Source organism: Nostoc sp., from assembly GCF_036917555.1.
Taxonomy (GTDB): domain Bacteria; phylum Cyanobacteriota; class Cyanobacteriia; order Cyanobacteriales; family Nostocaceae; genus Nostoc.
The window spans coordinates 40119-60769 of sequence record NZ_JBALDD010000063.1 but is presented as its reverse complement, the minus strand read 5'-3'; the positions used below and the strand labels follow the sequence as shown (position 1 = coordinate 60769).

General features: G+C 42.0%; 16 protein-coding genes. 8 read left to right on the top strand and 8 right to left on the bottom strand.

Going from position 1 to position 20651, the window contains the following annotated elements; translation table 11 throughout:
- The first annotated feature begins 124 nt into the window (after nt 1-124).
- The 5 genes from V7K60_RS22665 (at nt 125) to V7K60_RS22645 (ending at nt 3536) form a co-directional block, all read left to right on the top strand.
- Nucleotides 125-664, top strand: a complete 540-nt coding sequence (locus V7K60_RS22665; protein WP_334928553.1) for a hypothetical protein — start codon at nt 125-127, stop codon at nt 662-664.
- Nucleotides 665-745: 81 nt separating this feature from the next.
- Entirely contained in the window at nt 746-1591 is an 846-nt protein-coding gene (locus V7K60_RS22660) for a hypothetical protein (protein ID WP_334928551.1), read from the top strand.
- A 24-nt stretch (nt 1592-1615) separates the two neighbouring features.
- Entirely contained in the window at nt 1616-2248 is a 633-nt protein-coding gene (locus V7K60_RS22655; RefSeq protein ID WP_334928549.1) for a DUF416 family protein, read from the top strand.
- Between the two features lie 414 nt (nt 2249-2662).
- Entirely contained in the window at nt 2663-3112 is a 450-nt protein-coding gene (locus V7K60_RS22650; RefSeq protein ID WP_334928547.1) for an SUKH-3 domain-containing protein, read from the top strand.
- Nucleotides 3113-3311: 199 nt separating this feature from the next.
- Nucleotides 3312-3536, top strand: a complete 225-nt coding sequence (locus tag V7K60_RS22645) for a hypothetical protein (protein WP_334928545.1) — start codon at nt 3312-3314, stop codon at nt 3534-3536.
- 91 nt (nt 3537-3627) lie between these two features.
- On the opposite strand, the gene V7K60_RS22640 is transcribed toward V7K60_RS22645, so the two are convergent.
- On the bottom strand, nt 3628-5298 hold the full coding sequence (locus tag V7K60_RS22640; protein WP_334928543.1) for a transglutaminase family protein: 1671 nt from the start codon (nt 5296-5298) through the stop codon (nt 3628-3630).
- 438 nt (nt 5299-5736) lie between these two features.
- Here V7K60_RS22640 and V7K60_RS22635 point away from each other — a divergent pair, with 438 nt between their 5' ends.
- Together V7K60_RS22635 and recF are read left to right on the top strand one after the other, a co-directional pair.
- A complete protein-coding gene (locus V7K60_RS22635) occupies nt 5737-8595 on the top strand; it encodes a cation-translocating P-type ATPase (RefSeq protein ID WP_334929386.1) in 2859 nt (952 codons plus the stop codon).
- A 131-nt stretch (nt 8596-8726) separates the two neighbouring features.
- Nucleotides 8727-9851, top strand: a complete 1125-nt coding sequence (recF, locus tag V7K60_RS22630) for a DNA replication/repair protein RecF (protein ID WP_334928541.1) — start codon at nt 8727-8729, stop codon at nt 9849-9851.
- Between the two features lie 188 nt (nt 9852-10039).
- Here recF and V7K60_RS22625 read toward each other — a convergent pair whose 3' ends face one another.
- Both V7K60_RS22625 and V7K60_RS22620 read right to left on the bottom strand, forming a co-directional pair.
- Nucleotides 10040-10726 (bottom strand): pentapeptide repeat-containing protein, encoded by a 687-nt coding sequence (locus V7K60_RS22625; protein WP_334928539.1) that lies wholly within the window; start codon nt 10724-10726, stop codon nt 10040-10042.
- Nucleotides 10727-10758: 32 nt separating this feature from the next.
- Entirely contained in the window at nt 10759-11220 is a 462-nt protein-coding gene (locus tag V7K60_RS22620; RefSeq protein ID WP_334928538.1) for an MgtC/SapB family protein, read from the bottom strand.
- A 586-nt stretch (nt 11221-11806) separates the two neighbouring features.
- Between V7K60_RS22620 and V7K60_RS22615 the strand changes: the two genes are divergently transcribed.
- Nucleotides 11807-14167 carry a putative PEP-binding protein gene (locus tag V7K60_RS22615; RefSeq protein WP_334928536.1) on the top strand — a complete coding sequence of 787 codons (2361 nt, stop codon included), beginning with the start codon at nt 11807-11809 and terminating at the stop codon, nt 14165-14167.
- Here the strand turns inward: V7K60_RS22615 and V7K60_RS22610 are convergent.
- The 5 genes from V7K60_RS22610 to V7K60_RS22590 form a co-directional block, all read right to left on the bottom strand.
- Entirely contained in the window at nt 14147-15334 is a 1188-nt protein-coding gene (locus V7K60_RS22610) for a baeRF3 domain-containing protein (RefSeq protein ID WP_334928534.1), read from the bottom strand. The genes V7K60_RS22615 and V7K60_RS22610 overlap by 21 nt on opposite strands.
- Before the next feature lie 229 nt (nt 15335-15563).
- Complete coding sequence (locus V7K60_RS22605; RefSeq protein WP_334928532.1) at nt 15564-16220, bottom strand: DUF1361 domain-containing protein; 657 nt, start codon at nt 16218-16220, stop codon at nt 15564-15566.
- A gap of 486 nt (nt 16221-16706) precedes the next feature.
- Nucleotides 16707-17825, bottom strand: coding sequence for a hypothetical protein (locus V7K60_RS22600; protein ID WP_334928530.1), 1119 nt, complete (start codon nt 17823-17825; stop codon nt 16707-16709).
- A 140-nt stretch (nt 17826-17965) separates the two neighbouring features.
- Nucleotides 17966-19849 (bottom strand): iron uptake porin, encoded by a 1884-nt coding sequence (locus tag V7K60_RS22595; RefSeq protein WP_334928529.1) that lies wholly within the window; start codon nt 19847-19849, stop codon nt 17966-17968.
- 283 nt (nt 19850-20132) lie between these two features.
- On the bottom strand, nt 20133-20609 hold the full coding sequence (locus V7K60_RS22590) for a hypothetical protein (RefSeq protein WP_334929384.1): 477 nt from the start codon (nt 20607-20609) through the stop codon (nt 20133-20135).
- Nucleotides 20610-20651 lie beyond the last annotated feature (42 nt).

Below are 20651 nucleotides of genomic sequence, written 5' to 3'. Positions count from 1 at the left end.
TTAAATTTTTAAGAAACATCCACTAAATCCTCATATTTTTACTGACCTCATTCTCCACTCCTGTCAAGCAACCTAGATGTAAATTGTACCCATGTTCATCTTTGGTTGTGAGGACTTAAAACCAGTGCTATTAAAGACAAAGAAAAGTATATCTAAATTATTTGTAATTTGGACTCTTCTTTTACTTTTTATCCTTGAAGGAGTTTTTCCTGAACCTGCCTATGCATTCATGTCGTCTCTAGACGCTTGTGCTGTTCAACCTGAATGTGCTGAGGCTATAGGCTTGGAGTTATCTCCTACTATTGCTGCTTCTACTGCGGAGGCTGCCGGAACGACGGCAATTAGCACAACTACAGCAACTGGAGCTACTACTTCTTCTGTGGAAGCTGTTGCTGGGACTACAGTTGTTGGGGATATGCGCCTATCTGGGGTTGCTGCTTTTTATTTTTGGAATCGAACTCAAAATGAGCAGGCTCAAAATAAGGCAAAGGAAAAGTATTGTGCCGCTAATCCTAGTGTGGATGTTTGTAATACTTCAGCAAGAATTGTTACTAATAATCCTACTACTTTTCAAGGTGATTGTTTTATAGATATTTATTATCAAGGAAGATTAATAGATACGAAAGGTGTTTACCCAAATGGAGTTAGTAATGTTAGCTGGTAATCGCGGCTAAATCAATATGGTTATTCTAGCTATGAATTAATAGTCTACACAGCTAATGGTACTAGGATTGGAACAGATTGGTTGGCTTGGAACCAAAGCTATACTTGGTCATTAAGAAGTACTGAAACTATAGCTACACCTTGGAAAGATTGGCCTCAAGAAAAGCGCGATGCAGCTGTTCAATTACTAAATAATTCTGACTGGCAAGGTTTAATTAGTTCAATGCCAGAAGGTGGGAGATTAAATCCTGGGGATAAAGTTAATACTCCAACTGTTATCATTCCAGGGCAAGAGGAAGATGATCCAAATACTCCAGCAGATGAGTGTTTGCTAAAAAAGGAGTCTGGATTTTTTACTTTTCCTGGAGGTCTTAATACAGACTTTGATAAAGATGGAACGCCAGATTTTGCCGACCCAGAGCCACAAAATCCCAATGTTCCAACAGCAAGTGGTGGCGATAATTCAACCGACCAGCCCCCAGACGACTCATTGAATCTGCCTCTTGAGCAGGATGGGCCGGACGACCAAGCAGCAGATGCACAGATTGAACCAGGTGATCAATATTTGGATGCTAGAGCTAAAGAGCTTGCTAGCTTGATGGATGACGTTGCTAGGAGAAGAAGGACAATTGCAGTAGCACAAGTCCGAAATCCAGATGGTACAAAGGAAGAAGTTGTAGCTTCAAGTAACGGATATTTGAATCTGGCACAAAAAAATTCCATAGACCAAGCAGAAAAAACTAGGCTTCCAGATAACAGAATTAATAAACATGCAGAGCAGAAAATAATTGAATGGGCTGAAGCTAACGGGAAAACAGTTGAATCAATCGGGGCGAGTCGAAATATTTGTTCTGCATGTTGGGCACAGATGCAACCAAGAGATATAAGACCAGCTACTCATGTGAACCTACCCCAAACACAGCAGTAAAGTCCAAGACAAGCGAATAATAAAATGAATCTAAACTTATACAAATTTGATGCCTTAGAAAAAGAACTAGGAGGACTCCCTCACCTTCATAGAATTGCGTTTGCTGCTTCTTGCTGCGAGAGGCTGCTTCCCAACTACAACGCTTTTTCTCGCCTGGAAAACTGGGGAGATCCTTCTGTGCTGAGAACTGCACTTAATGAAGTTTGGCAAATCCTTCAAGGAAAGCCAGTGGATGCGGCTTTAATTCGTCGATTAATAGAGGATTGTGAAGATGTAATCCCAGACTCGGATGACTTTACCAGTCCGAATTTGATTTATGATGTGGAAGCACAGGAGGCAGGTATAGCGATCTGCAACACTCTAGAAGCCTGTCTTAATCCTACCCCACAGCAGATTATTAGGGTGGCGAACTGCGTTACAAATACCATTGATGCATTCGTCCCTCATGGAGACAAATCTTTCAATGTCAGTGAGTCTAAAGTTGGATTAAAAAAGCTGGAAGAGGCGATTACTAGCCACCCTTTTGCAGTTCGAGAAATGGCTAAACAAAGCGAAGATTTGCAAAGGCTGAAGCATGAGAAATTAGATCGGGACTTTGTGAAATGGCTCCGCACCTCATTTGACAACGACGGAAAAAGCCTGATTGACTTAGCCTGAGCTTGATTTAACAGCATCGGCAGGCTTTTTCAGTTCGAGAGGATAAAGTAAGAAAACATTGATGGTGCGAATGTAACGAGCGATCCTTAAATAGTTAACCAATCAAAGCCATCCTTAATGATAAGAAAAGGAATAGCTACGTATGGCAGTATTTTTAGCAGAAACTAGAGCAGTTCTCCAGCAAGCAGGGTGGAGTGAAAACTTGAAGCTATTTGTAGCGGAAGGCATAAGGCAGAAGTACAGTAATGCCAAAACTTAAACGGGAAAAAGTATCGATAAAAATAGTTCCCCGCAAGGTGCTGCGCCTACTCCTTGAGCAAGCGCAGTACACAACAACTGACTTTGGGGATCATCCCTCCGCATTAGATGAAGCCAACATATGGTATTTAGAAGTCCATACGATAACAATTACTTATGGCAGTATTTTCAATAGAAACAAGAGCATTGCTACAGCAGGTAGGATGGAGCGAAGACCGTTGTATTGATATAAGCGAATACGAAAAAAGCTTGCAGTTAGAAGGATATCCTATTCATACAGTTGTAGTAGATTTTCTAAGGCAGTTTGGGGGCTTGCGAGTCGTACACCCACATCATCGCCTTAAAGAAGAAAAGGACGAATTTTACATTAATCCAACGGTTACTGCCTCACATATCTATCCTGAAAGGGTTGAAGATTACAGTGAGCGGGTAAATGCTCCGCTTTGCGTAATCGGCGAGGCTTTTAGCTATCATATGACTTTAGTAATGGCTCAAGATGGTAAAGTATACGCAGGCTACGACGATACATTGATTCATGTAGGGGACTCTGGAATTGATGCCATTGAAGCCCTTTGCAGTGAAAGGGATATGCCAGAAGTGCCTTGACACGAAGCCCAGTTTTGGTTCAGAGGAAGCGGGTAGTAGTAGAAGCAAAGTATCACAGCTATAGCTTTGCAATAGAGATACCCTTCGGGGCTAAATTAATATGCCGGACGATTATCATTTACTTAAACTTGATGGTTTAACGTCGCTAATTACAAGTGTAAATGTGTCTCTATGGGGAAACGAAGTATCAGTTGAATGTATGTACGATCCTACCGAGGATCGCTTGCCTTATGTGCTAGTTTTTCAGGACTGTCATGACATAAGGTGGAGTGTGCATGACTCAGAGGAAGTACATGAAGTAGAAGCTGATCTTATCGGCTTTTTTATCGGTGCAAAATTCCATAAGAAAGGTGCTGTAATTACCACAGACATCTTTGAATTATCTATAATTTACGGCAATTTTGTTCTTCAAAAAAATTGGTAATAAGTAGAGAGTATTAAGGTGTGTTATGCCGTAGGCATAACACACCCTACTTACTTTCTCATCGTCTTTCGCCAATTCTCAATACCCTAATTCAAAAAGGTGGTAATTCTTTAAGAATTGTGAAACGAATATGATTAATCGCCAAATCACCGATGGGAATATCTTCTTTGGTTAGGCGCTCACCTTTGCTTGTCACAGTTTCAAAGGTGATGCCTTTGCCAATTTCGATATGATACCAGCATAAGCCCATGAAAAAACGTGTTGGATAAGGCCCACCTTCACTCACATCGTCAGGATTTGATTCCATTGGCAACCAGCCAAAATTTGGAACGTAGAATTCTAGCCAAACATGATTAAAGTCGGGTTGTAGCGGTACTCCTACAAAGTCACTATGGGGAGGGCATTTGTATCTACCTACGGTGCGGCAGGGGATGCCATTTAAACGGGATAAGGCAAGTAAAACGCCAACATATTCGCCACAGGAACCAACACCCCGTTCTAAAACTGTATCTGGGGCATCAATGTAAGGTTTAATACCGTAGGATAACTGATCATAAACATAGTTGCGGATGCTGTGCATTTTGCGTAGCACATTGGTTTCAGAACCAATCGCTTCTCTGGCGGCACGGCGAACAATGGTAGTATTCATTGCTAAATCGTCGTCGTCCACTAAGTAGCGTGTTTCTAATTCTGGGGATAATTTAGGTATATTTTCTACATCTCTGGGTGTAATCCGGTATTTAATCCCTCGAACTTCCAAAAGTGCTTTCCAGCCAAATATATGCCGTTCTCCTGGTGCAAGAGAATCAAATTTAAAGACTGCTACACGTTGCCCCTCTATCACTTCTTCGGTAAAAGGTATACCAATAGGTTCAACGTGTTTCACCTTTTGACGCTCAGTTTCCGATGGTAGAGCGATGCGCCATTCCACATCAGGTAAATAAACTTCGTCTAGAGGTGCAATTTCCTCAGCATAAGACATTTCAATCAGATAGCCGTTAGAGAGGGCGTAACGCTTATCTGGCTGGTAATGATAATACAGAGGATGAATAAAAGTGCGATCGCGGAATGTTAGCTCATGACTCGGATCGGCATTGGGGTTATCCCGAATATAAGGCTCCTCTGAGGCGTAGGCAACGTAAATACTTTCTTTGCCTGTTTCGGCATTTTTATGTATCGCTATGCCTGTAGGAGATTCAAAGGGTGTCAGGACGCTAAATTGCAGTTCTCCTGTGGCCCTGTCCATCGCGTAAACTGATTGTTCGGTGCGATCGCAAATCCATAGCATTTCTTGGTTGACTGCCAAATTCTCTACCCCAACTCCAGGGGCATAAAATCTGGTAATCTCTTTTCGCGTTTCGCCGTCAAAAACCAGAATGTAGCCCAGCCTTTGACAACTGACATAAACTGTTGTTTCCCAAACAGCAACGCCATCAGCTGCATAAGGCAATGTTACAAAATGTTCCAGATCCAAAGCATTGAGCTTGCACAAATAAACACTATTTTCTCGGCTTACCCACAGGGTATTATCCCACACCGCTAGACCAGTGACATCGGTAAATTCTTCAACTTGATGGGGATTGAGAATTTTGCTGTTGTCAGAGGTGGGATCGATCTCCAGTAGATGTCCTTTAATACTGTCAATGGCAATCAGTTTATCTTTAATGAAAGTAATGCCACACAGGGCAGCAGCAGTAAGCGGTCGAATTGTTCTTTGCCCAAACATCTGGCTAACGGTCAAAGTGGGGAGTGCAAAACTCATAAAACCTTGTGGTAAGTGTAAAAAACCCTCACCTTTAGGTAGGGGAGGAAACATGACTCAAGCGGTTTTACCGCCGTCACGCCAATTGCTTGAGATGGAAAATCCTAGTCGAGCAATGGCTCCCCCGATTGGGGTGGATGAAAAGTGCTGAGTTAAAAGACTGCCCACAATGGGCGTTGCTCTTACCAAGTACATGAATTAGTGGTTCTTGATCGCCACGTTTACGGCGAGGTACTAATAATTATCGGTACAATGTGTTCCGAAAAACTCTTTCGTGAGAAATAATACTATGTCAAAAGAGGAGGAATTTACAAATATTAAGAATTACATATACACTCATACAACTGGGCGAGCAGCTTAATGTAACTTTAGAAGATGGAATTCCTGCCATCACTAAATTATGATCGAATTTTGTAACCATTTGCTGTGACCTACACGATGTCTGCTAATTCTCTGCCTGAAGGTGCCGCCGTTTGGCATAGTTTAGAAGTTGATAAAGCGCTAGACCTGCTTGATAGTAACGCAGACAGCGGCTTAACACCCCAAGAAATTGAACAGAGATTACAAAAATACGGCCCCAACGAGCTTGAAGAAACTGCTGGCCGTAGTGCTTGGGAAATTTTGCTGGATCAGTTCAAGAACATTATGTTGTTGATGCTGATTGGCGTAGCTCTCATTTCTGGGTTTTTAGACCTGATGGCTTTGCGGGAGGGCAGATTAAAGCCTGGTGAAGTGCCATTTAAAGATACGATCGCGATTTTAGCAATTGTCATCCTCAATGGCATACTCGGCTACGTCCAAGAAAGCCGCGCCGAAAAAGCCCTGGCTGCTTTGAAAAAAATGACTTCTCCCTTAGTGCGGGTGATCCGCGACACCAGACTGGTGGAGATAGCAGCTAAAGAACTAGTTCCAGGGGATGTAATGCTGCTGGAAGCTGGGATGCAGATAGCCGCAGATGGACGCTTGATCGAACAGTCTAATTTACAAGTGCGTGAGTCGGCATTGACTGGTGAAGCCGAAGCGGTGAATAAACAGGCATCATTAAAATTGCCGGAGGAAACATCATTAGGCGATCGCTTAAATATCGTTTTTCAAGGAACTGAAGTAGTCCAAGGACGCGCCAAGGTTCTGGTGACTAACACCGCAATGACTACAGAACTGGGTAAAATTGCTGCGATGTTGCAGGCGGTGGAAAGTGAACCTACGCCTTTACAGCAGCGGATGACTCAACTGGGTAATGTCCTAGTTACGGGTTCTTTAATTCTCGTGGCGATCGTCGTCGTTGGTGGTGTCATCAAGGATGGAGGTTTTAAAAACATCCAAGAACTTTTGGAAGTTTCCTTGAGTATGGCGGTTGCTGTAGTGCCAGAAGGTTTACCAGCTGTAATTACCGTCACCTTGGCACTGGGAACCCAGCGAATGGTACGCCAAAATGCCTTGATTCGCAAATTGCCAGCAGTGGAAACATTGGGTTCTGTAACCACCATCTGCTCTGATAAAACCGGCACCCTGACTCAAAATAAAATGGTGGTACAATCGATTTCCACCAATAACAAAACTTTTCGCGTCATCGGCGAAGGTTATGCTCCCACAGGAGACTTTCAGTTAAATGGTCAAAAAATTTCCCTAGAGGAGTCTCCAGAAATCTCCGCGTTATCAGTCGCTTGTGCTGTTTGTAATGACTCGGTGTTGCAAAAAGAACAAGGTGAATGGGCGATTTTGGGAGATCCGACAGAGGGGGCATTACTCACCCTGGCGGGAAAAGCCGGAATCGAAAAAGACCAGTGGAACAGTAAGTTACCTCGGGTTGGAGAGTTCCCCTTTTCCTCGGAACGGAAGCGGATGAGCGTGATTGCTCAGGTGGAGGGAGTCGCCACAGGTGAAGCATCTTCGAGAGGCGTTGACCCTGCAATCGCCGGTTTTCTCCAATCAGAACCTTATTTAATGTTTACCAAAGGTTCTCCAGAGTTAACCCTAGCACGCTGCACTCAGATTCATTTGGGTAATTACACAGGCCCCTTAACTGAAGAACAACGCCAGAAAATTTTGGCAGAAAATGACCAAATGGCGAGTAAAGGTTTACGGGTACTAGGTTTTGCCTACAAACCCCTGGTGGAGATTCCTCCAGAAGGTTCAGACGAAACATCTGAGCAAGGCTTGGTATGGTTGGGATTGGTGGGAATGCTAGATGCACCACGCCCAGAAGTCAGGGCAGCTGTGCAAGAGTGTCGAGATGCAGGCATTCGCCCAGTGATGATTACTGGCGACCACCAATTAACAGCACGAGCGATCGCTACCGATTTAGGAATTGCCCAAGAAGGCGATAGGCTATTTACAGGTCAAGAATTGCAACGGATGACTGACCAGGAATTAGAGCAAAACGTTGACCTGGTGAGCATCTATGCCAGAGTCTCCCCAGAACACAAACTGCGAATTGTCCAAGCACTGCAACGCCGGGGTCGATTTGTGGCGATGACAGGTGATGGTGTCAACGATGCTCCAGCCCTCAAACAAGCCGACATCGGTATTGCAATGGGCATTACTGGCACTGATGTCAGTAAAGAAGCCAGTGACATGGTGTTACTTGATGACAACTTCGCCACCATTGTCAGTGCCACCAAGGAAGGCAGAGTCGTTTATACCAACATCCGCCGCTTTATTAAATACATCTTGGGCAGTAACATTGGTGAAGTTCTCACAATTGCAGCCGCACCTTTAATTGGCTTGGGAGGCGTTCCCCTGACTCCATTACAAATTTTGTGGATGAACTTGGTGACAGACGGTTTACCAGCCTTGGCATTAGCTGTAGAACCTCCAGAACCGGATGTCATGCAACGTCCGCCTTTTAGTCCCCGCGAAAGTATTTTCGCTAGGGGATTGGGTTCTTATATGATTCGTATTGGCATCATCTTTGCCATTATCACCATTGCCTTAATGTGGTGGGCTTATCAACATACCCATGCTGCTGGGTATCAGGGAAATCCCGAAGCTTGGAAAACAATGGTATTTACTACCTTGTGTATTGCCCAAATGGGTCATGCGATCGCTATTCGCTCTAACAACCGACTGACCATTGAGATGAATCCCTTCTCCAATATCTTTGTACTAGCGGCTGTTGTCGTCACCACGATTTTGCAGCTGATGCTAGTTTACGTCCCGCCTCTGCGAGATTTCTTTGGTACTCATTACTTGAATATGCAAGAGTTGGGGGTTTGTATTGGTTTCAGTGCTTTAATGTTTGTCTGGATTGAAGCGGAGAAGATATTTTTGCGGATTATGGGCAAGAAGGCCGTTTGAAAAAGTGAGGAGTTATTAGTAGAGACGCGATTAATCGCGTCTCTACAGCAGTTATGAGTTACTAAGATATGAGTTTTCAATTCCTAACTCCTAACTTTTAACTCTTACCTCCTCACCCCTAACTTTTCTCTATGTACCTAAAAACTCTAAACCTCCGACAATTTCGCAATTATCAAGACCAAAAGGTTGAGTTTACTGCTGCCAAAACGATTTTGGTAGGTAATAATGCTCAAGGAAAGTCAAATTTGTTAGAGGCGGTGGAACTACTGGCGACATTGCGATCGCACCGCATGACCCGTGATCGCGATTTAGTTCAAGAAGGGGAAGCTATAGCCCAAATTAATGCCACCCTTGAGCGACAAACAGGTGTTAGTGACCTGACCTTAACCCTGCGCCGTAATGGTCGCCGTAGCGTTGCTCTCAATGGTGAATCGATCCGCCGTCAAATGGACTTTCTCGGCGTTCTCAATGCAGTCCAATTTTCCAGCCTGGATTTAGAACTAGTACGTGGCGGCCCGGAAGGTCGCCGCAACTGGTTAGATACACTTTTAATTCAACTGGAACCAGTTTATGCTCACATTTTGCAGCAGTATAACCATGTGTTACGCCAGCGCAATGCCTTTTTAAAACACCATGTAGAGACGTTGGATGCAACGTCTTTACAATCAGAACTAGCGCTGTGGGATGCACAGTTAGCTACTACAGGAACCAGAGTAATTAGACGACGCGATCGCGCCATCCAAAGATTAGCTCCCATTGCTACCACCTGGCACGGCAGTATCAGCGGCAGTACAGAAGTTCTGCAAATCAAGTACGTGCCGAATATTCCTTTAGAGGATAACCATCCAGAAGAAGTGCAGCAAGCTTTTTTAGCAAAAATTCAGCAGCGAGCCGTTGCTGAAATGCACCAAGGCACGACTCTTGTCGGACCGCATCGAGACGAAATAGAATTAACTATTAACCAGACACCCGCTCGTCAATATGGTTCTCAAGGTCAACAACGAACGCTGGTTCTAGCCTTAAAATTAGCTGAATTACAATTAATTGAAGAAGTCGTCAAAGAGCCACCATTACTATTACTGGATGATGTTCTTGCCGAACTAGATTTATCCCGCCAAAATCAATTGCTTGATGCCATTCAAGACCGTTTTCAAACCTTGATTACTACCACTCACTTAGGTTCTTTTGATTCCCAATGGTTGAAATCTTCACAAATTCTTTTTGTGAAGGCAGGAGAAATAATGCAACATCAATAATTATAAAAATCATATTTATAGTAGTTGAAGCAGAGTTTATACCAATTTGTAATTCGTGATTAAGAAACTTAGATGCAGCAAGACTTTCCTGATTTATATCTATTGCCTCATACCGTTTCTTTGTGAAGCTAGGTCAAATATTAAGACTTTGAGGCCTATTCACTGCTCTATATTTACTTACTAATTAACTAATATTTTTCTGCGTTATCCACCGTTTCTTCATCAACAGGTTTAACTATTACATTTGTATATCTTTGAAGAATATAAGCAGCTTGAAATAAATCTAAAATTGCACCTTGAAGCTGATTGATATTAATTTGCAAGCCTTCTATATTAGAACCTCGAAAATCTGTGTCTTTAAATTTAGCATCAGCAAGGATAACGTTATTCATTCGGCAATTTATAAATTTTACATTTGTTAGAGAAGTTTCCAAAAATGTAGAATCTTCAAGCTGACAATTGTCAAAAATAACCTGCTCAAACTTACTCAAATTAAATTGTGAAAACTGTCCTTGACAGCCTTTAAACATAACATTTTTTAATCGAGATTTTATTGCTTGAAATCCCAGCAATCTACAGTTAATAAACTCAACTCTATTAAGCGAACCTTCTTCCCATTCAGTATTAGCAAAATCACTTTTAGTAATTTTAACATCTTGTAAAGAAAGCTTTTTAAAATAAGTATTTATAGCTTTAACATTATCAAAGTAGGCATACTGAAAATCTACTCCTCTAGTTCCCTCAAGCTGGTAATTTGATAAATGTACGTTTTGATAGCTCTCTAATTCAGATAATTGATTATCTGGTATTCCCTTATTCATACTTTCAGATAAAGGTAAATTAGGAAGCTCAATAACTTTATGTTTCTTAAGCATATTTTTTATTAAAAATAATAGATAACTAATTACTAATCTCGTTTCTCTAACCTTTTAAAAACGTTGAGAACCAAAAAAGTCAGCATAGCACTGATTAATCCTAGCTGCCATAAACCACAGCCAGCAGCAATTCCCAATGCAGAGGAAACCCAAATAGCTGCTGCTGAGGTGAGTCCGTGAATTTCAAGTTGCTGTGATTCTTGAGAAGATTGGCGCACAATTTCCCCAGCACCAAGAAATCCTACACCAGCTGCAATCCCTTGAATAACGCGGCTAAGTGCATCAGGACTAGCTTGCAGTCCTGCTGTTTGCAGCATAATTATCAAGGTAAATAAGGCTGAACCTAAACTTACCAGCATGTGAGTTCTTAAACCAGCTGGTTTGCGCCTAATTTGGCGTTCTAAGCCGATGATTGCTCCAATAAGCAATGCAACACATAGCCGGAAACTGATATTCAGCCAATCATTAGTTGCAAGGTAGTAAGTGTTTGACAATGTTTAGTCTGATATGGAGAATTCTATATACTAGGTCAAATCGTAATATTTTTATAAAAATAGTATAAAACTATTCTAATGCTTTATTAATAGAGTTTAATCCAATGGGTGTAGTGCAATAGCCTATCTCATATTTGGATTCTATCAATTCAGTAATAGTTTTGAAACTGAGAATTAATATTTTCCATTATTAGGATTATTTTCAATAATATATTATTCTGGCTAATGAATGGAGATTTGCATTGTTAAATTGTGGCAATGATCGTAATTTGGGCAAAGTACATGAATTTTAAGTTTCTTAAATAGTTTTTTGGCTATTTAAAATGACTTAGCCACAGAATTATACCTTAAATTGTTAGATTTAACCCATACACTCAACAATTAAATATGATATGGCCATATACAAGTCGATCAAATCAGCTATATAGCGTATTTCAAGTTACTGAAGTACACAACGATTCGTCTCAAAGCCAGCTATAAAGCTGCTGTAAGTCCTGAGTACTTTTTATTCAAAAGTCAGTGGATTAACCTGATAACATACCAAAAAGAAATGGCTGTGGCTACAAATAGACAACTAACAAATTGAGTGAATAAACTCTACTGGCTAGATCAAATTAAACTACAAGACCGCGCCAAAGTAGGTGACAAAGCCTTTTACTTGAGCAAAATTATCCAGCGTGGCTATCCGGTGATGCCTGGTTTTGTAGTTTCGGCAGAAGTTTTGCGACAATTTCTCGAAAATCTCAATAGTTCAGAATCATTAGTAGCTGACTTACCCCATTCTTCGCTACACCTGGATGTCACTAATTGGCGTCAACTTCAGCAGGTAGCTAGTCGCTTGCGCCAAGAAATTCTGACTGCGACTGTAACCCAGGAGTGGGTGAGTACAATTTTCCAAGCCGCTAGAGAATGGGAAACTGGCTGTTTGATTCTTCGACCTTCCTTGGCAGTATCAACTGCTACTCCAGGTATGAAGAATATATCGGGTTTACTGGAGTCGGTATTTTGCCAATGCGAACCGGAAGCGATCGCACTGGCTTTAAAGCGTACTTGGAGTCAAATATTTCGGGCCCGGAGTCTATTATATTGGCAGCACTTAGGAATTAATCTGCAACAAATTAATCTCGCTGTTTTGGTGCAACCTGTTGAAAATGCGATCGCCAGTGGCTCGCTCACAACCAATCCCTCTGGGTGGGAAATTGAAGCTACTTGGGGATTAGGAATTGCGATCGCTCTTGGTGAAGTACAGCCAGATGTTTACTACATTCAACCGCAAACTGGGGTTGTGCTTGAGCAACAACTGGGCAATAAAATGCTGGCTTATAGTGTTGATGATGCAGCGCCTAAAGTTTTTTCGCAACCCGTGCCGAACTCAGCACTAACACCAGATCACACTTGTCTGATTAGCTATATACTTCCAGAAGCCCAACAAAAACAGTACTCCTTACAAGAAGAATACCTACAACAAATAATTGCTCTGGGAACTCAACTGGTAAGTGAACTAGGTAAAACCTTTACCATTAAATGGACTATCACCGGGCAAACTACATCTGGAAAGCTCTACATCACACAAGTTAGTCCTTCGCAATCTATAATTCCCCACTCACACTTCATTCGGGGACTAGGGGCAGCCGGGGGACGTGTTGCAGCCACTGCGCTAGTAATTACCAATCTGCAACAGAAACCCGAACAACTACCGAAGGGAGTAATTTTAGTAGTACCAACGATTACACCTGATTGGTTGCCATTATTGCAACAAGTTGGTGGTATTATCACAGAACAAGGGGGATTAACCAGTCACGCGGCAATTCTAGCTAGAGAATTAGGTATCACAGCAGTAGTAAACGCAACATCTGCCACAACTTTAATCCAAACTGGCGAACGATTGCTGCTTGATGGCGACAGAGGAGAAGTTTATCGCATCAAAGGAGACTCAAAGGAGGAGATGGAGAGAGGGAGAGAAGAAAATCTTCTTTCCTCTCATCACCCCAACCCGAAAGCGCCTCATCCTGCTGTTACGTCTCATCTACCTATGATTGCTACCCAATTGCTGGTTAACTTGAGTCAGTCCACTTTAATAGAACAAGTGCAAAACCTGCCTGTGGATGGAGTGGGATTGTTGCGTTCCGAATTGATGGCACTAAATATATTGAACGGGCAACATCCCAATAGTTGGATTTTAAGCGGGCGTCAGGCAGAATTGTTAGAGCTATGGTCTGAGCAGATTATGCAATTTGCCCGTGCTTTTGCACCAAGACCAGTTTTTTATCGTTCTTTAGATTGGCGCTCGCAGGATTTACCATCATTGCGTGATAGTTTAGAATCTTCGCCCCAGTCGATGTTAGGCGAACGTGGCACCTTTAGCTATTTACAAAATCCCGCAATCTTTGAGTTGGAACTGAAAGCTTTGGCGAGTGTACAGGAAGCTGGCTACAGCAATGTCAATCTCATATTACCCTTTGTGCGGACTGTGGAAGAATTTGTCTTTTGCCGTCGCAAAGTTGAGCAAGCTTTTTTAACCGAAGTGGCGCAGTTTCAATTGTGGATGATGGCAGAAGTGCCAAGTGTCTTGTTTTTATTACCAGAATATGTTATTGCAGGTGTGGCGGGAATTTCTATTGGTACAAATGACCTGACCCAATTATTGCTAGGAGTGGATCGAGAACAAGGACAGCTAGCAAAAGTATTTAATGAACGTCATCCAGCAGTTATGGGTGCGATCGCTCAATTGATCCAGATGGCTAAAAGTGCCGATATACCTTGTTCAATCTGCGGTCAAGCACCAGCCCTTTATCCAGAAATTATTGATAAATTAGTGGAATGGGGTATTACTTCCATTTCCGTTGAACCGGAAGCAGTCGAGCGAACATATCAAGCGATCGCTCATGCTGAACAACGTCTAATTTTAGCAGCAGCACGAAGTCAATTAAAAGAAGGTAAAAAGTAATTTTATTAAATAGAACCAGTTTCGCGCAAAAACTACTGTGTAAATACGATCAACAATCATGAGTTTTATGAAAGTAAAAGTATGAGCAGCAACAAAATCCAACAAATCCTCATCACCCGCTTCTTTTTCTGGGTGCAAATAAACCGTTTCTGAGGTTGGATCGAATAAACCCCACTGTTGCTGACCAACTGCAACTAGTAATGAATCCACGCGTTGGTAATAAGCGGCTGAGACAACTTCTTCGAGCTTGTTAGATGCTTTACCAGTATCACTACTAAACAATTCGTGAAATTGCTCTAAAGCATCTTGTTGTGACTTTTGAAAATCAGCCTCGACAATTGGCCAAGCTTGATTGTGTAACTCTTGGGCGCTGAGAATTTCTGGATTACCAGTGATCGCTTCATCCATTAAATGCTGGTAAGTATTTGCCTGTCTATATAGAGGCAAGAGATACTCTACCCCAGCCAGCACCAAAGGCGCTTTTTGCAATTTCAGTTGATCGTGTAATGCACGATCAACAATTTGAAAGAATTGTATAATGTCTTCTTGATGTTTGTCCTTGTCAGGGCTTCCCTGTCCGTGAAACGTACCCGGCTGTGAAAAAGCATTAGTTGTTCCCCTTTCAGATGTTGCTAGCCGGAACTGACCTTCTTTAGCAGTCTCGTCTTTTTGCAAAGCTTGATCTAAATTTTTAGGGAGATTTTCTACTTCCACCTCATTGACAGTGTAGCGTGTTCCTTCAAAAAACCTGACATCTTGTTGGCTCAAAGCCAGTATATAGAAGCGACCATTGCCATTTAAAATTGGCAGCAGTGGCTTGATGTGAAATCGGTCTGTAACCACGACCAACTCTTGAAAATCAATTGGCAGCGTATAATAGCGAAAAATATTTTCAGAAATAAAAATCCCTAGCCCTTGCTCTTCCATTTGCTCCCAAAACTCTTGGGTATCAAGCTCATGGGATTTTTCTAACAATGCGATCGCATTTTTCTGTTCCAAACCCGCATCAATTAAACGAGTCTCGGCTTCCTTGACCAAATTTTTAAAGCGAATTGGGTCTTGTCGCACTTCTGGACCGGCTGGGTGCGTTGGCATATAAATGGAAACACAATTTCCTTTTGGCTGTTCTATTAATGTCTTGATTTCCTCTCTAGAGATTAATTGCATATTATATCCCCCCTATCAACATGACTATATACATCAGAGCAGACCATCGATATTCAACGATCTGATAAAACGTTATTCTCAGGTGATGGCGGTTGAAGTTCAACCCTTTGCTCCTGAGTTTCTTTCACCTCAAGGAGGGTTTAGTTGCATCTTTCTTTTGATAGGCAATATTCATCAAGGGAATTACTAATTAAAACCCTAAATTTAAAAGCCAAAATCGCCACATCGATCAAATGTTTGGTGTATTAGAGTTTGCACGTCCTGAGTTTATCCCTATTCTGCTATTTGATTGGCTAAGACCTAAAGTTACTCGTTTCATAATCCAGTACAAACCTCCAAGTACCACAAAGGTGATAGAAATAATCACCAGGGGCTGTTTTCCCAGAATTTCTTCTACCCCCTTGGTAAGAACGGCATCAGGTTGAGTAATAAAATCCCAACTGTTGAAACGCAAAAATCTCCCCCAATAAACACCAACAGCACAAAGAAAATGTGTAATCGTCTCAACGCGCCAAATCCATTGGCTCTTACCGATGCGATGTAAGTAGTGACCCCAATTAATTAACGATATTACATAAGCTTCAAACCCACCTAAAATTACTAGCAAATATACAGGAATAAGTACTAAAGTAATCATCCACACCGATTGAATCTTGCGGATATCATCTATTAAGTGAATTACATCGGTCAACAAATACGGTGCATTTGGTAAGAAAGCATAGAAAACTAAGAATCCTAGCCACCAAAGCCAAGTGCCACCGCGCCTCATGCGAAATAGCCAGACACTCAAAGCTAAAGGTATAAAAGCCAGAAACAAATTCCAAGTCATCCAACTCATATTAATTCGCAAGACTTGCACGACTTTGGCTATCAATTCTTCTTTCATAGGTGCTTACTCGGAAGATGTTTGATTGATGTATATTCACTTTGTAGTGTTAGTGTTAACCTTAGCGATCGAGTTTTTGTAGCCCCCAATAAAATTAATTTCCTCTAACATCAGACAATATTTTTATGTCAGTTAGAAGTAAATGCATACTGATATATGTCCAAAATTTAGAGTTTTTGTGTATTTTATGCTGGAGGATGAAATTTATCAATCAATCGGCTTAAGCCACTAGTATAGCCAGAAAATCATCAGGGTAAAACATACCACCGAAAGGTAGTCTGAGCAACAAAAACGCCGCGAATAACTGATGGTGGACTTTTTTAATTGCAATGTTGCCCCTGTGCTAACTATTATATTGATTTCATTTTGCCCTGCTAGAGTTCCAGAAGCACTCAAAATTTTTGTCAAGTTAGCCTTTGCTTAGAGGCGGACGAGACGCCCACCCGACAAGAAGTAGTTGGATATTTTTTATTTGAAAGTCCCTAACTAAGGCAGTAGCACTCGACTACGGGGGCCGATCGCTTGTTTGGATGAAGTACAACTCTTGACATAATCCTGTGAACAAGCACCTTGAGCAAGGGTTGCAGGGTTGACAACTACTTGATTGACCTCTAGGGAATTACCGTTACTGAATTCCATATTAGGTGTAGTAGAGACCGATAGAGAATTAGATCCAGATGTAGGTGTTGAGGAAATAATCGCACTACCACTATTAACTACAGGTGTAACAGTCAGTGTGCTACCACTATTAACTACAGGTGCAATAGTCAGTGTGCTACCACTATCAACTATTGGTGTAGGAGTGGGTGTGCTACCACCATCAATTACTAATGGAGGAGTGGGTGTACTACCACCGCTACTTACTGGTGGGGGAGTGGTTGCACTACCACTACTAGTAGTTGGTGTAGGAGTTATGAGAGTTGCAGGTACTTTGATTTCTATTCTTGCTAGGGGTGAGTTAGTCATTTCCAAAGATGTCACCTTTGGTGAACCTGGGAGATCGGATTTGAAATCAAAGACTGTGGGGGTTGCATCACCATTACGAGCGCTATATCGGACTCCATATCCACTCACTTCAAAAGTACCCTGATACTGGTTTCCAGTGTTTGGATCGGTGACAGTACCAGTGTATAAGGCTTTTGTGAGATTAAATTCATCCTGAACTACTCCTTGAAATGTGGTTCCTGCCAATTGTCCTTGGTATTTATAGGGTGTCAACTCACCGCCAGAGAGAATCGGCGAAGTGAGAACGCCATTAAAGGAGACAATCGGAATGCCTTTAAAGTCAACAAAATAATGCAAACTACCATCAGCACGTGTTTTTACCTGCACATAGTCTGACTTGTATATAGGAACGTAATTAGGATTGTTCTTAGTACCTAAGTTCCGCGAGTAAGTTCCCGTGTCGTCTGTATCAACGCGAGTAATGCTTTGATTGAAATTGGGATTATTTCTGGGGAGTTGGATAGTCCCTGATAATGTGCCAGTGCTTTGAATTGTGATTTGAGCGAAAGCGCTTGTTCCACCTAAACCAATGATGACTGCGGCTAAACTGCTGCTGCTAAAAAGAATACAACCCAACTGAACTGATGAATTTAATTTCATGAAAAATTTGCTCCTTTAATTACGTATCAAAAAAAAACACGCATGGTTTTTCCTTGCTCCCACTAGGCAATGAAAGCATCTAACACTGGATTATTCAGTACCAAAAAAGCGTATTTTATTACATTTACATCAGTACAAAATTAAAACCGGAAACTTGCTCTTAGTGTTCCAACGATTAATGCATCGTTAACAGCATTGTGATCGGGATTGAAAATAACGAATAAGCCTGGAGTCAAAGCGATATTGTCGCTCAGTTGGGCGCGGTAAAAAACTTCTACGTGAATTGATGTGTCACTACGTCCGCCTGCTGTCCCCCCATCAGAAAAGTTGGGAAAATTGAAGCCGTCGGGTAAAGTACTGGAAGTAATTTTGGGCGGTTGTCCAACGAGAACGCCCCCTAAATTCCCAGGACGCAGCAAATTAGGAAAAGCCGCGAATACCATCCAGTTGGTGGTTTCTACACTTCCAGAAAGGTTAGATGGTTTGGAGGAAGTAAAGCCACCCCAACCGCCCAATTGCAAGTTAGGGTTAATTCGCCAAGCAACAGTAGCACCAATGGCTTGGGTATTGAAAGCTGTAGGATCTGCAAAAGGTGAAATCAGTTGAGAATCGCCAATACCACCTCCCAGTAAGCCATCTGGGGAGTGGGAATAGAGATAATGTATGCCGACATCAATGTTGTTTGTGGGTGCTAAACTTAACTGAGCGCCAACAGTATATCTACCACCAAATAGTCCGCCCTGGTTTATGTCGCCGGGAAAACTGGGTATTTCGGCACTATAAACGCCTTGCAAACTGATGCGATCGCTAATCTGCCAGTCAAAGCCTATACCACCACTGCCGTTACCAATACTTAAAATCGGGTTTCGCTGACCAAATAGAGAAATTGCACCATCGCTAGAACCTTCTAAAGGGCTAATACCGCGAAAGGTGTTGATTGGGTTGACTCCCGCCGTACCTACGACAATTCCTAAGTTATCCGACAGAAGAAATCGATAAGATAAATCACTAATAACTAGATTGTTGTCTGTATTTGACTCAAAACCCAACCGCCCCATATTAGTAGATAACAACGATGCAGTAGAACCCAAATTACCCGCAGACAGCCCTGTTAACAGCAAATCTCGCCCTGTAAATGAAGTTACTAAGGTTAGTTGGGCGCTACTTGTGAAAGTCAGATTGGTTTTTCCCTGACGTTCAGGTACTCCATCTCTAGGAAACAAATCGATATCAGGGCTATTGGTTCCCTGAACACTAAAAATGGCTTGACCAAATAATCTAGTAGTCGTGGAAAACTGATTACCTTGTAATTCACTAGTCCGGTTTTCCACAGCCTCAACACGCTGCTGTAATTGCTGCAACTCAGATTTGAACTCGCGTTGCAACCTTTGTAGCAAGATTAAATCTTCATTATTAACAGTATTAATTTTATTGTTAGCGTAGGCGTAGCCCGCCGCAGGCATCGCATCGTTAATCTTCTCCAAACAAGCATTTAAACCAGCCGCAAATTCATAACGGCTGATGCTACGATTCCCCAGATAAGTCCGATCAGCGTATCCAGCAATGCAGCCATAGCGTTCTACTAAAGACTGCAAAGCACTAAAAGCCCAGTCGGAGGGTTGCACGTCCTGGAGTTGCGATACTGAGGTGACTTGAGATATTTGGTTGTCTGAGTCTGAGGGATGAAGAGATTGGGAAAATTCTTCTGTGCTTTCCTGGTTCTGTACAACTTCTGTTACAAGTTGAATATCTTTTAATTCAGGTAAGTTAGGGGAACTGATGAATTGAATTTTTTCTCTACTTTGTCTAAGTATATTTTCGTACTTATTTTTTATAGCTGACGAGGTGGTTATATCTGGTTGCACGAATTCAGGTGGTATAATTTCAGCAGGTGAGACAACTTGAGATAAATTATCCTGTGTTGACTGCCGTACCAGATTGTCTGACAGAATTACGGACTGTTCTGGTAAATTGAGCGCAGATATTGGCACTGTTGCCAGCACACTCGCCATCAGTAGACTCATATCACTCCTGGTATTTCATTTGACTTGCACCAATACTTCTTTTGACAGATAAAGTTGGTGTATATCAGGGATTTTTTTGAAAAAAAAGTGATAAAAGTTACTGTCTATCCAAGAGGCATCACCGTGTCAGTGGGAGAATGAAAGAGCAGAGGAAAAGTTGCAGTAAGTTTTTCCCCTCTGCCCAATGACGCCAGTTGCTTCTCCTGTCGGAGACGCTACGCGAACAAGTCGGGCATTTCCCACCCAACGCACTGGCTCCCCAATGCCCAATACCCCAGATAGATTATTCTGGCTCGCTACAATACTTATTCATCTGATTCACTAACGTATCTGACTGTTTGCCAATATCTGTAGCTGTTGTCAGTGCTGAATCAATTTCGGCTCTCGCCTTTTGAATTTTTTCTCTCCCAGATTCGGAAGCTTCTGCTGTCTTGGTTGCACCAAGTGCTTTACCTGCTTTAGCGATCGCTTGACTAAGATTTTGAAAAATCTTCACAAAACCGCTTTGAAATTCTTTCAGCTTCGGATCTTTTAGCTTCAGTTCTCCAATAGATTTAGTCACAAAGTCTAAATCTTTAGATAGCTGTATGCTAGTTATTACTTGCGTTCCTTTATTTTTATCAATTAGAGAAGTTCCAGCATTCACAACTCGAATCAGTCGTTGGCACTGAGAAACTTTATTGTCAGTGCAACCAGTAATGAACAAAGCAATGCTTAGGCTAACAGGAGCAAGAACAGTATATTTATGTAAAACAGACATTAACACCCCAACAGCAATCAAACCCACAATATAGTATCCAAT

Excerpts from the sequence above, each read along its gene's own strand:
- V7K60_RS22645 (WP_334928545.1), top strand. The coding sequence starts at position 3,312 with ATGTACGATCCTACCGAGGATCGCTTGCCTTATGTGCTAGTTTTTCAG.
- V7K60_RS22640 (WP_334928543.1), bottom strand. The coding sequence starts at position 5,298 with ATGAGTTTTGCACTCCCCACTTTGACCGTTAGCCAGATGTTTGGGCAA.
- V7K60_RS22600 (WP_334928530.1), bottom strand. The coding sequence starts at position 17,825 with ATGAAATTAAATTCATCAGTTCAGTTGGGTTGTATTCTTTTTAGCAGC.
- recF (WP_334928541.1), top strand. The coding sequence starts at position 8,727 with ATGTACCTAAAAACTCTAAACCTCCGACAATTTCGCAATTATCAAGAC.
- V7K60_RS22590 (WP_334929384.1), bottom strand. The coding sequence starts at position 20,609 with ATGTCTGTTTTACATAAATATACTGTTCTTGCTCCTGTTAGCCTAAGC.
- V7K60_RS22605 (WP_334928532.1), bottom strand. The coding sequence starts at position 16,220 with ATGAAAGAAGAATTGATAGCCAAAGTCGTGCAAGTCTTGCGAATTAAT.
- V7K60_RS22650 (WP_334928547.1), top strand. The coding sequence starts at position 2,663 with ATGGCAGTATTTTCAATAGAAACAAGAGCATTGCTACAGCAGGTAGGA.
- V7K60_RS22625 (WP_334928539.1), bottom strand. The coding sequence starts at position 10,726 with ATGCTTAAGAAACATAAAGTTATTGAGCTTCCTAATTTACCTTTATCT.
- V7K60_RS22595 (WP_334928529.1), bottom strand. The coding sequence starts at position 19,849 with ATGAGTCTACTGATGGCGAGTGTGCTGGCAACAGTGCCAATATCTGCG.
- V7K60_RS22635 (WP_334929386.1), top strand. The coding sequence starts at position 5,737 with ATGTCTGCTAATTCTCTGCCTGAAGGTGCCGCCGTTTGGCATAGTTTA.
- V7K60_RS22655 (WP_334928549.1), top strand. The coding sequence starts at position 1,616 with ATGAATCTAAACTTATACAAATTTGATGCCTTAGAAAAAGAACTAGGA.
- V7K60_RS22610 (WP_334928534.1), bottom strand. The coding sequence starts at position 15,334 with ATGCAATTAATCTCTAGAGAGGAAATCAAGACATTAATAGAACAGCCA.